The sequence below is a fragment of the Paenibacillus sp. FSL R7-0312 genome (assembly GCF_038004445.1).
Taxonomy (GTDB): domain Bacteria; phylum Bacillota; class Bacilli; order Paenibacillales; family Paenibacillaceae; genus Paenibacillus_AQ.
Genome location: NZ_JBBORE010000001.1, coordinates 6,609,294 through 6,622,926 on the forward strand (window position 1 = coordinate 6,609,294; position 13,633 = coordinate 6,622,926).

The 13,633-nt window shown below is 52.0% G+C and carries 13 protein-coding genes; 2 read left to right on the forward strand and 11 right to left on the reverse strand.

All coding sequences use genetic code 11. The annotated features are described in order from the left end of the window. Window positions 1–67 precede the first annotated feature (67 nt). The 3 genes from mdh to MKX70_RS28790 all read right to left on the reverse strand — a co-directional run bounded on the left by mdh (window position 68) and on the right by MKX70_RS28790 (window position 3,698). Window positions 68–1,009: a malate dehydrogenase gene (gene mdh / locus MKX70_RS28780; RefSeq protein WP_042234650.1), complete on the reverse strand. Its 942-nt coding sequence runs from the start codon at window positions 1,007–1,009 to the stop codon at window positions 68–70. 165 nt (window positions 1,010–1,174) lie between these two features. Next, window positions 1,175–2,470: an NADP-dependent isocitrate dehydrogenase gene (icd, locus tag MKX70_RS28785; protein WP_340841361.1), complete on the reverse strand. Its 1,296-nt coding sequence runs from the start codon at window positions 2,468–2,470 to the stop codon at window positions 1,175–1,177. A 115-nt stretch (window positions 2,471–2,585) separates the two neighbouring features. Then, entirely contained in the window at window positions 2,586–3,698 is a 1,113-nt protein-coding gene (locus MKX70_RS28790; protein ID WP_042234646.1) for a citrate/2-methylcitrate synthase, read from the reverse strand. Between the two features lie 389 nt (window positions 3,699–4,087). On the opposite strand from MKX70_RS28790, the gene ytvI reads away from it, so the two are divergent. After that, a complete protein-coding gene (gene ytvI, locus MKX70_RS28795) occupies window positions 4,088–5,203 on the forward strand; it encodes a sporulation integral membrane protein YtvI (protein ID WP_042234643.1) in 1,116 nt (371 codons plus the stop codon). A gap of 675 nt (window positions 5,204–5,878) precedes the next feature. On the opposite strand, the gene MKX70_RS28800 is transcribed toward ytvI, so the two are convergent. The 3 genes from MKX70_RS28800 to MKX70_RS28810 are packed head-to-tail and all read right to left on the reverse strand — an operon-like array spanning window position 5,879 to window position 8,029. Then, window positions 5,879–6,277 carry an FxsA family protein gene (locus MKX70_RS28800; RefSeq protein WP_042234641.1) on the reverse strand — a complete coding sequence of 133 codons (399 nt, stop codon included), beginning with the start codon at window positions 6,275–6,277 and terminating at the stop codon, window positions 5,879–5,881. Continuing rightward, window positions 6,274–6,813 carry an acyl-CoA thioesterase gene (locus tag MKX70_RS28805; protein ID WP_042234639.1) on the reverse strand — a complete coding sequence of 180 codons (540 nt, stop codon included), beginning with the start codon at window positions 6,811–6,813 and terminating at the stop codon, window positions 6,274–6,276. The genes MKX70_RS28800 and MKX70_RS28805 overlap by 4 nt, the downstream gene beginning before the upstream one ends. Window positions 6,814–6,847: 34 nt before the next feature. Continuing rightward, window positions 6,848–8,029 (reverse strand): MFS transporter, encoded by a 1,182-nt coding sequence (locus MKX70_RS28810; RefSeq protein ID WP_042135415.1) that lies wholly within the window; start codon window positions 8,027–8,029, stop codon window positions 6,848–6,850. 102 nt (window positions 8,030–8,131) lie between these two features. On the opposite strand from MKX70_RS28810, the gene MKX70_RS28815 reads away from it, so the two are divergent. Further along, entirely contained in the window at window positions 8,132–8,875 is a 744-nt protein-coding gene (locus MKX70_RS28815) for a G1 family glutamic endopeptidase (protein WP_231637818.1), read from the forward strand. Between the two features lie 167 nt (window positions 8,876–9,042). Here MKX70_RS28815 and pyk read toward each other — a convergent pair whose 3' ends face one another. The 5 genes from pyk to MKX70_RS28840 form a co-directional block, all read right to left on the reverse strand. Then, the gene (gene pyk, locus MKX70_RS28820) at window positions 9,043–10,467 is read right to left on the reverse strand and encodes a pyruvate kinase (protein WP_042234638.1); all 1,425 of its coding nucleotides are present in this window, start codon (window positions 10,465–10,467) and stop codon (window positions 9,043–9,045) included. Between the two features lie 340 nt (window positions 10,468–10,807). After that, the gene (locus tag MKX70_RS28825) at window positions 10,808–11,809 is read right to left on the reverse strand and encodes an acetyl-CoA carboxylase carboxyltransferase subunit alpha (protein ID WP_042234636.1); all 1,002 of its coding nucleotides are present in this window, start codon (window positions 11,807–11,809) and stop codon (window positions 10,808–10,810) included. Between the two features lies 1 nt (window position 11,810). Next, window positions 11,811–12,704 (reverse strand): acetyl-CoA carboxylase, carboxyltransferase subunit beta, encoded by an 894-nt coding sequence (gene accD, locus MKX70_RS28830; RefSeq protein WP_039307665.1) that lies wholly within the window; start codon window positions 12,702–12,704, stop codon window positions 11,811–11,813. An 84-nt stretch (window positions 12,705–12,788) separates the two neighbouring features. After that, complete coding sequence (locus MKX70_RS28835; protein WP_036700684.1) at window positions 12,789–12,977, reverse strand: hypothetical protein; 189 nt, start codon at window positions 12,975–12,977, stop codon at window positions 12,789–12,791. Window positions 12,978–13,125: 148 nt separating this feature from the next. Next, the gene (locus tag MKX70_RS28840) at window positions 13,126–13,626 is read right to left on the reverse strand and encodes a phosphatidylglycerophosphatase A family protein (RefSeq protein WP_039307658.1); all 501 of its coding nucleotides are present in this window, start codon (window positions 13,624–13,626) and stop codon (window positions 13,126–13,128) included. Window positions 13,627–13,633 lie beyond the last annotated feature (7 nt).

Here is a 13,633-nt window from a genome sequence, read left to right on the forward strand (position 1 = left end):
TTAAGCAGAAGCAAAGTCCCGATTCAGCTTGCAAAAGGGGGCTTCAGCAGCTGCCGGCTAACGTTAGTTACACAGTTACTGCTGATGTGACCGCACGTACAGAATCGGCTGATTTATCCAGAGCCGCCTTCTCTTCTGCCGTAAGCTCCAGCTCGAAGATCTTCTCGATGCCATCTGCACCCAGGAGTGCCGGGATACCCATGAACAAATTATCGTATCCGTATTCACCTTCCAGCAGGGCGATTACCGGAATAATCCGTTTCTTGTCCTTGAGGATTGCTTCCGTCATCTGAACCAGTGACGCTGCAGGCGCATAATAAGCGCTGCCGTTACCCAGCAGGCTGACAATTTCACCGCCGCCGACACGGGTACGCTGCACAATCTCAGCGATGCGTTCCGCTGGGATCAGCGTGTCGATCGGAATACCGCCAACACTGGAATAACGCACAAGCGGAACCATATCATCCCCATGGCCGCCCAGCACGAAACCGCGTACATCTTCAACCGAAACATTAAGCTCCTGGGCGATGAATGTACAGTAACGCGCGGTATCGAGTACGCCGGATTGTCCGATTACGCGATTCTTCGGAAAGCCGAGCGCATTGTAAGCTACATAAGTCATCGCATCGACCGGATTGCTCAGAATGATCACGATAGACTCGGGGGCCACCCGTTTCACGTTCTCGCAGACCGACTTCACGATACCCGCATTGGTGTTGACCAGGTCATCACGGCTCATGCCGGGCTTACGTGCAATCCCTGCCGTAATAATGACGATATCGGAATCGGCTGCATCTTCATAGCTTGAAGTTCCGGTGATCTGGGCATCGAATTTCTGCACAGGCCCGGCTTCCAGCATATCGAGCGCTTTACCCCTGGTCGGATTCTCGAGCTGAGGAATATCGAGCAGCACTACATTGCCAAGCTCCTTCTGGGCAAGCATAAGCGCCGTAGTCGCGCCGGTGAAGCCGGCACCTACGACAGTGATTTTATAACGTTTGATGGCCACAGGAAGACCTCCTAAAGGTTGGATAGCATACACTTCGTTCATTTCACTTCGCAAGACTGCCCCGGAGCATGAACCAATGATGTTGAATGGGCAGGCGGATGCACAAGCATAAGTATAAGCTGCACGTGTGTGCAGCTTATACTTGTTAAATACCGGTTAGTCTGCTTACAGATTGCTGATAATCTCGTCAGCAAAGGCGGAACATTTCAGCTCTGTAGCGCCTTCCATTTGGCGGGCAAAGTCATAAGTAACCGTCTTGTTGTTAATGGCGGTGCTCATTCCCTTGTAGATCAGGTCAGCTGCTTCCTGCCAGCCCAGATGCTCAAGCAGCATAACGCCGGAGAGAATAACCGAACCCGGATTCACAACATCCTTATCCGCATACTTAGGTGCGGTACCATGAGTAGCTTCAAAAATAGCATGTCCCGTAAGATAGTTAATGTTCGCTCCCGGAGCGATACCGATGCCGCCGATTTGCGCAGCCAGTGCGTCGGAGAGGTAATCCCCGTTCAGGTTCAGCGTCGCAATGACATCGAAATCGGTCGGGCGGGTCAATACCTGCTGCAGAGCAATGTCGGCGATAGCGTCCTTGACAATAACTTTGCCGGCTGCTTCAGCTTCCTTCTGGGCAGCATTCGCCGCAGCTTCACCCTCACGTTCCTTGATGACATCATATTGGTTCCAGGTGAAGACCTTGTCGCCGAACTCCTGTTCAGCCACTTCGTAGCCCCAGTTCTTAAATGCGCCTTCGGTGAATTTCATGATATTGCCTTTGTGAACCAGCGTCACACTCTTGCGTCCGTGCTTGATGGCATACTCAACCGCAGAACGTACCAGGCGTTTCGAGCCTTCCTCGGAGACAGGTTTAATGCCGATACCGGAGGTTTCCGGGAAGCGGATCTTGTTCACGCCCATTTCCTTCTGCAGGAACTCGATAACCTTCTTCACTTCAGAGGAACCTTCCTGGTATTCAATTCCGGCATAGATATCTTCAGTATTCTCACGGAAAATAACCATATCCACCAGCTCCGGATGCTTCACCGGTGAAGGAACACCGTCAAAATAACGTACTGGACGCAGACATACATACAGGTCCAGCTCCTGGCGCAGCGCCACATTCAGAGAGCGGATACCGCCTCCGATCGGAGTTGTCAGCGGGCCTTTGATGGCTACAATATACTCGCGGATTGCTTCCAGAGTGTCATTCGGCAGCCATTCACCATATGTATTGAAGGCTTTCTCGCCGGCAAAAACTTCGTACCAGGCAATCTGCTTCGCGCCGCCGTAAGCTTTCTCTACGGCCGCATCCAGCACACGCTTGGAGGCTTTCCAAATGTCACGGCCTGTACCGTCACCCTCGATAAAAGGGATGATCGGCTGATCCGGAACCAGCAGCTTGCCGTCTTCGATTGTAATTTGTTCGCCTTCTGTGGGCAGATCGTACTTTTCCAGTTTCAACATTAGTGGGAATTCCTCCTAAAAGTATGATGTACAAGCAATAATCAATAAGCATTTGCTGCATATATTATAGTTCATTGTACTAAAGGGGTGGAGCGGCCCGCAAGGGGCCGCTTTGTTATCGTTCGTCTACAGGGACGTATTTCATGTCGGACATGCCGGTATATTCGGCGCGCGGCCGGATAATCCGGTTGTCTTCATACTGCTCCAGAATATGCGCAGTCCAGCCCGAGGTCCGGCTGATCGCGAAGATCGGAGTGAATAGCTCCCGCTCAATCCCCAGCTGTGTATAGACGGATGCCGAATAGAAGTCGACATTCGGTTTGAGCCCTTTTTGTCCGGTAATCAGCTCTTCAACCTTGACCGACATGTCATAGAGTGTAGTGTCATTCTTCATCGTGCCCAGCTCATAGGACATCTTCATCAGATGTTTGGCCCGCGGATCGCCGTTCTTGTATACCCGGTGTCCGAAGCCCATAATCTTCTCTCGGCGTTCCAGCTTGCCTTGGATATACGGCTCAACGGCATCAAGCGTGCCGATTTCCTCCAGCATCTTCATCACGGCTTCATTCGCACCGCCATGCAGCGGTCCCTTAAGCGCACCTATAGCCGAAGTAACTCCGGAATAGATATCTGAAAGTGTAGCGACAGTTACCCGCCCGGCAAAAGTAGAAGCATTCAGCTCATGGTCTGCATGCAGCACGAGGGCAGTATCCAGCGCTTTGACGGATATGATATCCGGCTGTTCTCCCCACAGCATGTAGAGGAAGTTCTCGGCGATGGTCAGGCCTTCTTTGGGCGCTACCGGCTCAAGTCCCTTACGGATGCGCGCCAATGCGGCAACCACAGTCGGAATCTGTGCCTGAAGCTTCACAGCTTTGATCTGATTCGCTTCACGGCTCATATCATCCGCAGCCTCGTCGTACAGTGCCAGGGCGGATACGGCAGAGCGCAATGCCGCCATTGTGTTCGCTTCCTTCGGATACAGCTTCATCTGGGCAAGCACCTGATCCGGAATCTGGGCTGAAGCACTCAGGTCGCGGCGCAGCGATTCAAGCTCCGGTACTGTCGGCAGATTGCCGAACCACAGCAAATAAGCAGTCTCCTCAAAGGTCGCATTATCCGCCAGATCATCAATATCATAACCGCGGTAAGTGAGCACTCCATCCACAATGGAGCTAATCGATGAGGTCGTTGCAACGATGCCTTCAAGTCCTTTAGTAGCTGTCATAGTATCTCTCTCCTTTTCCAACAAGGGTATATAATGCTGGTTCAAACCTCATGAAAACATTTACATTTCTAAGTATTTTAATACTCCGCAAAAGGCGTCAGGACAAGAGCTGAAGATTGCAACTATATTTCTGCTGTTTAACCTGTAATAATCATACCGGATTTTGACGGTTATGTGAACAACGTGGGAGCTTTGTAGTGGATCAAATGATTTTATCGGAGAGATAGAAAAAAACTAACGAAAAAACTGTTTCATGATTGCGCTTTCAGGTTAATAGGCTACTCCATTCAACTCTTTTCCGGCCCTGCTAGTCTTTTCGCATGCTCTATGAATATACATAAGACGAGCAGTTATTCCTTGTACACCCGTTAGAGTAGGAGGGACCGGATATCGATACACTTGTGCTCAAAAGAGTGCTGCGCGGCCTGTGGGTCGTGCTTGCTGCCGCCGTGATCCTGCTGGCTGTTTATGTACTGCTTCCGCTCCTCTATCCCCTGCTGCTGGCTTGGCTGCTGGCTTACCTTATACATCCGCTGGTGCTGATCCTGCGGGGCCTGAAGCTCCCGGGCTGGCTGGCAGTGGCCCTCTCACTGCTTTTTTATATTGGAGGTACGGCTCTTGTACTGACCGCGCTGATCACCCGGCTGGTGAAGGAACTCATTGTGCTGCTCCAGACGTTTGACCTCCATACAGACCAATGGCGCGAGCTGCTGCTGAAGGTTAGCCGCAATGCCAGCATTCAGAATATTATTAACCAGATCAACCAGTTTTACCACGACAATCCGGGTTACCATGCCACGATTGACAGCAACATCAGCAGAACTACGGAAACTGTAGGCCACGCCATGACACAGCTGATCACCGGATTCTTCAACATGATTCTTGGGCTGATTTCCTCCCTCCCGAGCCTCGGCACGATTCTGATCGTGATCGTACTGGCCGCCTTCTTCCTCAGCACCGGCTGGGAACGGCATAACGCCAAGCTGCTCTCTCTCCTCCCTGCTCCGCTGCTGCGGCCGGTCTCGGAGATCTGGAAGGACCTGCGCAAGGCGTTGTTCGGCTACCTCCGTGCCCAGCTCGTGCTGATCTCCGTAACTGCGGTGATCGTAATCATCGGCCTGCTGCTGCTGGGCGTAGACTCTGCCTTCGCCATTGGCCTGACCATCGGCATCGTTGATCTGGTGCCTTATCTCGGGGTTGGCATCGTGATCCTCCCCTGGGCGCTGTATTCTTACATGACCGGGAACCTGGCTCTGGCGGTCGGCCTTCTGGTGCTGTATGGCATCATTCTGATCACCCGGCAGGTGCTTGAGCCGAAGGTGCTGGCCAGCAGCATAGGACTGGACCCGCTCGCCATGCTGATCGGCATGTTCGCCGGACTTCAGCTGTTCGGTATGCTGGGCCTGATCCTCGGCCCGGTGCTGCTCGTCATTCTGGACGCGTTCAGCCGGGCCGGCGTGTTCCGCGCGCTGCGCAGCTACATCCTCAGCGGCCGGCTGCATTAACTTTATACGCCAACACCTCACAAGCTCCTTAAATGCCAGTAGAGCAAATATCCGGCTACGGTCTGGACCTCCGTCCCCATACACCGAGCCCGTTTGCGCTATCCGCCGCACATTTTATTCGGTTTTCTGTGAAAATACGTCTGGCACTGCGATAAACGCACGGCCTACGCGGCGCACCCAGTCCAATTGTGTTCGGTTTTTCGATTACATTTGGCCTACGCGGCGCACCCAGTCCAATTGTGTTCGGTTTTTCGATTACATTTGGCCTACGCGGTGCACCCAGTCCAATTGTGTTCGGTTTTTCGATTACATTTGGCCTACGCGGTGCACCCAGTCCAATTGTGTTCGGTTTTTCGATTACATTTGGCCTACGCAGTGCACCCAGTCCAATTGTGTTCGGTTTTCCGTTAAAATATGTTAATAAATGAAAAGACGATGTTCTGTTTTTTAGCCACGCTGCTCATTTTCATGCTGGAGTTGTGCCTTGGAAGACATGATTGTTTTCGCATACATTGGGCCCGTTCCTCGTCCATCGCATTTCCCACCGCATACTCCTGCATAATCTGCAACATTTCGCTAAATCTGTTTCGGCTACAAGTAGAAAAGCGCTCAGCCGCATCAACCCGCAGCCGAACGCTTTTTACAAACCTCAATGTCCTTGCGGCACCGCCGGCTCTACCTGCGGTAGAAGGTGAAGTTGCCGTTTTTCATCTTCTTCTCGATCCATTTCAGCAGAAAAACCCGATATAGCGGCCGGGTTAGCGGGAATACCAGTGTAAAGCCGATCAGATCCATAACGAATCCCGGCAGGATGAGCAGCAGACCGCCAAAAAAGATACACAAGCCGTCCAGCATGGTCCGTCCGGGCACCCGTCCTTCCTGCATATGGGTTCTGCTGTCCTGCAGCACTTTTTTGCCTTCAAACCGCATCATGAGCAGACCGATGACCGAAGTGGCCAGCATGATCAGCAGGGTCTTGGGCGCTCCAAGAAAACTTGAGACATAGATGAAACCGAATAATTCCACGGCCGGGACGGCGAATAATGCAGCCCACAGCCATTTGTTCCTGATCATACTGCTCCTCCTTCTTCTTCCTTAAGCGCCGTAGTGATAGCGCGGAACAGCTCAGGCTGCGCCCTGTCGATACGTACAGGCTTCCATTCCTTGTTCAGCCAGACATGGCTCGTCGTGCCGCTGACCAGCAGTTCGCCGGGAAGAGGTTCACTGGCCCCCGGACGCGCCTTATTGATTCCGGACGCTCCGATCACTCCGCCTTCTCCGTGCGCTTCCGCCACACGGCGAATTTCATATTCATAGACAACCCTTAAGGCCGAGAAGGTTGTTAACCGTGCATATACGGCAATAAGATCATCATATCGCGCCGGGCTTTTAAATTGCAAATCTGCAGAGGTCACAGGCAATAACAACCCCAGGCTCTCAAGTGTCCGGTAGGCAAAGCCCAGTCCGCGGAACATCTCCGTACGCCCGCTCTCAAACCAGGTCAAATAATTGGCATGATAAACCACACCCATCTGATCGGTTTCCTGATAACGCACACGAAATGAAGTCTCATGCCAGCGACTGGACCACCCCGGTTTGTGTGAATTCATATTCATGCTCCTTTCTGTAATGGCACGCGGGCAGCTAAGCGCTGACTCCGCCGGAAGAGGCCTTCAGCGGCAGCTTGCTGCGTGAGCTCCGGGCGACATAGAACAGCAGAGCCGCGCCGGCCGCCGCACTCAGCATACAGGACAGATTCATAAGGCCGACCCCGCCCTGATTCAGCAGCATTCCGTTCAGCAGATTGCCCAGAATACCGGCAAAGCCGGAGAATACGATGTTAAATACGCTTTGTCCCGTCGCCTGCATCTCCGCAGAGGTAATCTTCGATACATATTCAACTGCAGCAATATAAAAGAAGCCGAAGGATAGGCCGTGCAGCACCTGTACCCCAATCATGACCGATGGATACGGGAAGGCCACCTGAATCCCCCAGCGCAGCACATAGATCAGCGCACCCAGCAGCAGCGTCCGCTCCATACCCAGCCTGCGTATAACCTTGGAGGCAAAGAACATGGAAGGTACGTTAGTGATCGACGCCAGAAACAGGGCGATCCCGGCATAGCTGGTCGATCCGCCAACCGATTGGAAGGCAAGGACGAAATAAGTACCGAACGCCGTCATCGTCTGGTTCACCAGGAAGCTTCCCCCGAGAAAGGCCAGGAATATTCGGTTGCCCAGCAGCTTTTTGACACCCTGGGAAAAGGACTGGCTCATCATGTGATTCTCTTCCGCCTGCTTCGGCAGGGTGAAGGCAATCGCCACTGCAACGGCATTCAGCAGCAGAAACGGCAGCCAGATCGTGGATACCGAGAATTTAGAAACATATTGCCCCCCGGCTATGGCTCCTACAGCGGCTCCTATGCTCATCATCATCCGGATGCTGCCGTAAGTCGATCCGGCTCTGTTCGCCGCTGCAATAGCGTAAGAGTCGGCAATAGGAGCCTGTGTGGAGGAGAAGATCGTGGATACCGTGTACACCAGCATCAGCACAATGAAATACTCTGACCGGTACAGCACCGCAAGCAGCGCCGGAACCGCCACACTCAGAAGGAGCACCAACCGCGCCTGGTTATATCTGTCAGAGATCACTCCCCATAGGGGCTGGACACAGATCGCGATCAGTGTGCCCGTAGCCATCAGCATGCCGATCTGGCTGACGTTAAGTCCGTTCGATTTGAGCAGCAGTGACAGATAAGAGCCGAAGGAGCCCCCGGCGAGTCCCAGAAACAGATAAAACCCGCGCAGCTTCGATATTTTTTCCATTGGAGTTATAAGTCCTCTCTCTTCCTTTTTAACAGAATACCCAACCTTAAGAGCCTCTTACTGCATTAAATAGAGCAGAACATATTGTGAGGCGGTGGACAAGTGGGCCAAGTCAATAGATTGATAAGCAGTAAACCCTGTCTGAAAGATAAACTCAACACAGGCAGAGCCGTCAGCTCAGGCTTCGGCTGGACATCCAGCAACTGGAGCGGTTATGCCATCTCGGGCAAAAAAGGCACTTACCGGCGGATATCGGCCGACTGGATCGTCCCTTATGTAAAACCTACCGTCAAAGCCACGTATTCTTCGGCCTGGATCGGCATCGACGGCTTCCGAAACAGCAGCCTGATCCAGACCGGAACCGGCCATGAATCGGTAAACGGAACCGTCCGGTACTATGCCTGGTGGGAAATTCTTCCTGCTGCCGAGACCGTTATCCCCTTGCCTGTATCTCCCGGAGACCATATGCGCGCTTCCATCGTCAAGCTCAGTCCGGGAAAATGGTGCATCACTCTGCGCAACCTCAGCAAAAACTGGGTTTTCCGTACGATCCAGCGCTATCAAGGGCCACAAACCTCTGCCGAATGGATCATGGAAGCTCCCCAGCTGGGACAGAATATCGCACCGTTGTCCAAGGTATCGCTGGTAAGATTCACCTGCTGCCGGGTTAACGGATCCAGTCCCAGGCTCAAGGCTCAAGACGGCGGCATTATGGTCCAGAACAAAACGCTACTGGCCGTGCCGTCTCTGCCGGGTCCCCGCGGCGATTCCTTCTCGGTCCGGCGGATCTACCGCAAAAGCCATCCTGCTGTCTACTCCAGAAACCCTATATTTACAAGAACCTGATTGCCCGGTTTCTCAAAACTCTCAATTCAATATATACATTTGTATCGTTTATATCAACCCGCAAGTGAAAACGGCTTTGCCTTCCTGAAAATAAAAAGAGCAGCGGCTAAGAAGGCCACTGCTCTAATAGGTGTATTCTGTTATTGCTGCAGAACCTCTTCCAAATCCTAGTCGGCTGGAATCGTATCTACCTTCACCAGGTTAGTGGAACCGGAACGTCCCAGCGGGATACCTGCAGTGATTACAACCAGATCGCCGGCTTTAACCAGACCGGAAGCTTTACCACCGTTAATTGCAGTTTCCAGCAATTCATCAGTTGAAGTAGCTTCAGGACCGAATACAGGAGTTATACCCCAAACCAGCGCCAGCTGACGCATAGTTCTTTCCTGGGTAGTTACAGCAATGATTGGTGATTTAGGACGGTATTTGGAAACCACGCGTGCAGTGTGGCCAGTTACAGTCGAAGAAATGATAGCTTTAGCATTCAGATCCAGAGCGGAAATCGCTACAGATTGGCTGATCGCTTCAGTTACCGTAGTTTCCTGAGCAATTTGCTGCTTCATGAAGATTTCACGGTGGTTCAGGGCAGATTCCGCCTTCTCAGCAATGCGGGACATTGTGAGTACGGATTCTACCGGATATTTTCCGGCAGCAGTTTCACCAGACAGCATGATTGCATCGGTTCCGTCGAAGATAGCGTTCGCTACGTCACTCGCTTCAGCGCGGGTAGGACGCGGGTTGCGCTGCATGGAATCCAGCATCTGGGTAGCAGTGATAACTGGTTTGCCAGCGATGTTACATTTCTGAATCATCAGCTTCTGAGCCAGAGGCACATCTTCAGCAGGAATTTCTACGCCAAGGTCGCCGCGGGCAACCATGAGGCCGTCGGAAGCTGCCAAAATTTCATCAAGGTTATCGACACCTTCTTGGTTCTCGATTTTGGAGATGATTTGGATGTGGGAAGCGTCGTGCTTCTCAAGCAATGCACGGATTTCCTGAACGTCGCTGGCTTTGCGAACGAAGGAAGCGGCGATAAAATCGATGTCCTGTCCGATCCCAAAAACGATATCATTGGTGTCTTTTTCCGTAATACCCGGCAGGGAGATAGATACTCCTGGTACGTTAACGCCCTTCTTGCTCTTGATTGTACCGCCGTTAACAATACGGGTCTTGATTTCGGTGCCTTGAATGTCGACAACAGTAAGACCGATAAGGCCGTCGTCGATCAGGATAGTCGATCCTACTTGAACATCGTTAGGAAGGTTGTTATACGTGATGGAGATACGGTTCTGGTCGCCCAGGATTTCTTCCGTAGTCAATGTCAGGTATTCGTCCTGAACCAGTTCAATCGGTTCTACTTCCAGCTTGCCAGTACGAATCTCAGGTCCTTTGGTGTCGAGCAGAATGGCAACAGTCTTGCCAAGTTCTTTGGAAGCTTGACGGATCGTGTTGATCCGGGCACCGTGCTCTTCAAAATCGCCGTGGGAGAAGTTCAGACGGGCCACATTCATACCAGCCAAAATCAATTTTTTGATATTCTCCAACGATTCACTTGCAGGTCCGATCGTACATACAATTTTACTTTTCCGCATTAGGTTTTCCTCCGTTTTTTCGTTCTCTCTGTCTCACTTTTTCCAACTACAAAATCTACTATAAGGCTTGCTCTCTGTATAGGAACTTTATCACATGTAGTCACATGTACCTTTTATTGCGCCCTTATGAATATTACTGCAAGTTGAAGACAAAATCAATGTTAGTGCCTGTTTTTGCTGTAAATTAAAGTCGAATTTTATAAGAAAGCCGTCAAAATAAAAATCACCCCGCAAAGTCTGCGGGATGAATAGGGTGGGAATAAATGGTTAAAGTATTCCGAGCGGCTTACGAACAGGAACAGACTGGAATATGTCAGAAAGTGCAAATGATAAGTGTGGATTACTCTACAATCTGCACTTCTTCTTCAAGCGTATCCTGTTCCTGGAGGGACTCCGAGAACTCGCCGATTTTGCGGAATTTAAGGTAACGGTCTTCCTTGAGTTCTGCCGAATCCATCACGGATATCTCCTGTAAATGACGCCATACCGCATCCTTGATTGCTGCTGCCGTTGCCTCGTAGTCACGGTGTGCCCCGCCTTTGGGTTCTGGAATGATCTCCTCGATCACTTCCATCTCCAGCAGGTCAGACGCCGTAATCTTCATCGCTTCAGCTGCCTGCTCCGCTTTGGTGGCATCCTTCCACAGAATGGACGCCGCCCCGTTGGGGGAGATCGCTGAATAGATGGCATGCTCCAGCATCAGGACCCGGTTGCCCACGGCCAAAGCCAAGGCACCGCCGCTGCCGCCTTCGCCGATAACGACGCAGATGACCGGTACGGCCAGCTGGGACATCTCGTACAAATTGCGGGCGATCGCTTCGGACTGTCCGCGTTCCTCTGCCGTATTGCCGGGATAAGCCCCTTTGGTATCCACAAACGTTACGATAGGACGGCCGAATTTCTCTGCCTGCTTCATCAGACGCAGCGACTTGCGGAAGCCTTCCGGATGCGCGCTGCCGAAGAAACGCAGAATGTTCTCCTTCGTATCCTTGCCGCGCTGCTGTCCGATTACGGTGACCGGACGGCCGTTCAGCTTGGCGATTCCGCCGACTACGGCAAGATCATCACCATACAGGCGGTCGCCATGCAGCTCCATGAAATCGGTGAAGATCAGTCCGATCAGATCCAGTGAGGTCGGACGGCCGTGATGCCGGGCCAAATGCATCTTCTGGGCCGGGGAGATATCCGAATATACTTCATTCTCAAGGATGTGGTAACGCTCCTCAAGACGGGCTACCTCATCTTTGAAATCAATACCCTTCTCTTCGCCAAACTGCTTCAGTTCAGCAATTTTCTTGCGCATTTCTACCAGAGGCATTTCAAAAGGCAACTCTCCTGCCAACCTAAAATCCCCCTTTCACATCATGCAGCTCCAGCAGCTTAGTTAACGTGGAGCGCATTTCCTTGCGGTGCACAACCATATCCAGCTGGCCGTGCTGCAAATTGAATTCCGCTGTCTGGAAATCTTCCGGCAGCTTCTGGCGGATCGTCTGTTCAATCACAATCCGTCCGGCAAAACCGAATACCGCACCGGGCTCGGCAATAATAATATCACCCAGGCTGGCGAAACTCGCCGACACCCCGCCTGTGGTCGGATCAGTAATTACGGAAATATACAGGCCTCCGGCTTCACTGAACCGGGCCAGTGCGCTACTTGTCTTCGCCATCTGCATGAGACTGAGGATGCTCTCCTGCATTCTCGCTCCGCCCGAAGTGGAGAAGATCAGCATCGGAAGTCTCCGCTCTGTTGCTTCTTCAACCGCTCTGGTAATCTTCTCGCCGACTACGGACCCCATGCTCCCGGAGAAGAACTCAAAGTTCATCACCGCAACAATAACCGGATGGCCGCCAATAGTGCCCTGGCCGGTGATTACAGCTTCAACCTGTCCAGTTTTGGACTGCTGTTGTTCCAGCTTAGAGGCATAGCCGGGGAACTGCAGCGGATCAACGGACGCCATTTCGCTGTCAAACTCAATGAACCCTTCAGGGTCCAGCGTCATCGCAATCCGTTCCGAAGCGTTCAGGCGCATATGATAGCCGCAGGATGGGCATATTTTCAAATTCTTCTCCAGTTCCTTGCTGTACTGGATCGTTCCGCATTTGTTGCATTTGTTCATAAGTCCTTCTGGAATCTCACGTTTGGGGCGCTCGCCTTCCGCCGGTCCGCCGCTTCGCTCCAGACGCTCTGAAGGAATGATCGCGTACTTCCGTTTTTTCTGAAATAAATCTTTGAACAAGGGTCGCACCTCTTCAGCCGTTTATTTGCGTAGATAGCAGCTTGCCGCTGTCATGACCGCTCATGTATCTCTAAGTTGTAATTCTCAAGGATGCAGAATCAGATTCAGGACCTCCTGCACTTCTTCAAGCTCTCCTGAAGGAACCAGAATCTCAAACTGCTGCTTGGACATATTAATCGGACGGCATTTTATCAGAAATCCTTCTTCCGTAAGCTTCCTCTGAATCATCTCCGCCACTTTGGCGGTCGGCGCTATATAGATTACCGTCCACATGCCCTGCAAGGCCTCCCTAATCTCAAATCCCAGCCGTATCCTGTATATAATGGAATCATGATAACACAGTTTTCTTTTTTCCCGCAACAGGCTCGGCAGGATGGCTGCTGGACCGGGAGGCCGCTTCCAACAAATGCAAGAGCTGCAATTATGCCTCTCCGGAGGCAGGAGAATAGACCTTCGCCCCTTCGTGGCGGTGGGCAATTCTGGCCGATGCCGCAGCTGCAATCCCGGCTACCAGATCATCAAGAAATACATGAATGCTACCCTTATCATCATTCAATTTGCCGATAATTCCAAGCTTTATTTTGTCCAGATAACCGAAACCTGTCAGCCCGATCATCCCGTATACACCCGTGATGCCTAGCGCCAGAGTCTCGTCTGCCCCGTAGAGCGATTCATCCGCCTCCAGCACTGCCTGAAGCGGCTGCGGCAGCAGCTTCTTCTCCGCCAGCTCATCCAGCGCGACACCTGTCATCAGCGTGTACTGTACTTCTCTTTTGCCCAGCACCGCCTTGACGCTTACGAGGCACTCTTCCTCAGTCAAATCGGGATAATAGGCCGATTGCAGAATATATACGATCTCAGCGATAGAATCAAGCGAAACTCCCCGGCGCTCCAGCAGGTCTGCTGCCAATTGATAGGACATGATGTGA

Excerpts from the sequence above, each read along its gene's own strand:
- MKX70_RS28805 (WP_042234639.1), bottom strand. The coding sequence starts at position 6,813 with ATGAATTCACACAAACCGGGGTGGTCCAGTCGCTGGCATGAGACTTCA.
- MKX70_RS28800 (WP_042234641.1), bottom strand. The coding sequence starts at position 6,277 with ATGATCAGGAACAAATGGCTGTGGGCTGCATTATTCGCCGTCCCGGCC.
- pyk (WP_042234638.1), bottom strand. The coding sequence starts at position 10,467 with ATGCGGAAAAGTAAAATTGTATGTACGATCGGACCTGCAAGTGAATCG.
- icd (WP_340841361.1), bottom strand. The coding sequence starts at position 2,470 with ATGTTGAAACTGGAAAAGTACGATCTGCCCACAGAAGGCGAACAAATT.
- MKX70_RS28840 (WP_039307658.1), bottom strand. The coding sequence starts at position 13,626 with ATGTCCTATCAATTGGCAGCAGACCTGCTGGAGCGCCGGGGAGTTTCG.
- MKX70_RS28790 (WP_042234646.1), bottom strand. The coding sequence starts at position 3,698 with ATGACAGCTACTAAAGGACTTGAAGGCATCGTTGCAACGACCTCATCG.
- MKX70_RS28810 (WP_042135415.1), bottom strand. The coding sequence starts at position 8,029 with ATGGAAAAAATATCGAAGCTGCGCGGGTTTTATCTGTTTCTGGGACTC.
- MKX70_RS28835 (WP_036700684.1), bottom strand. The coding sequence starts at position 12,977 with ATGTGGACGGTAATCTATATAGCGCCGACCGCCAAAGTGGCGGAGATG.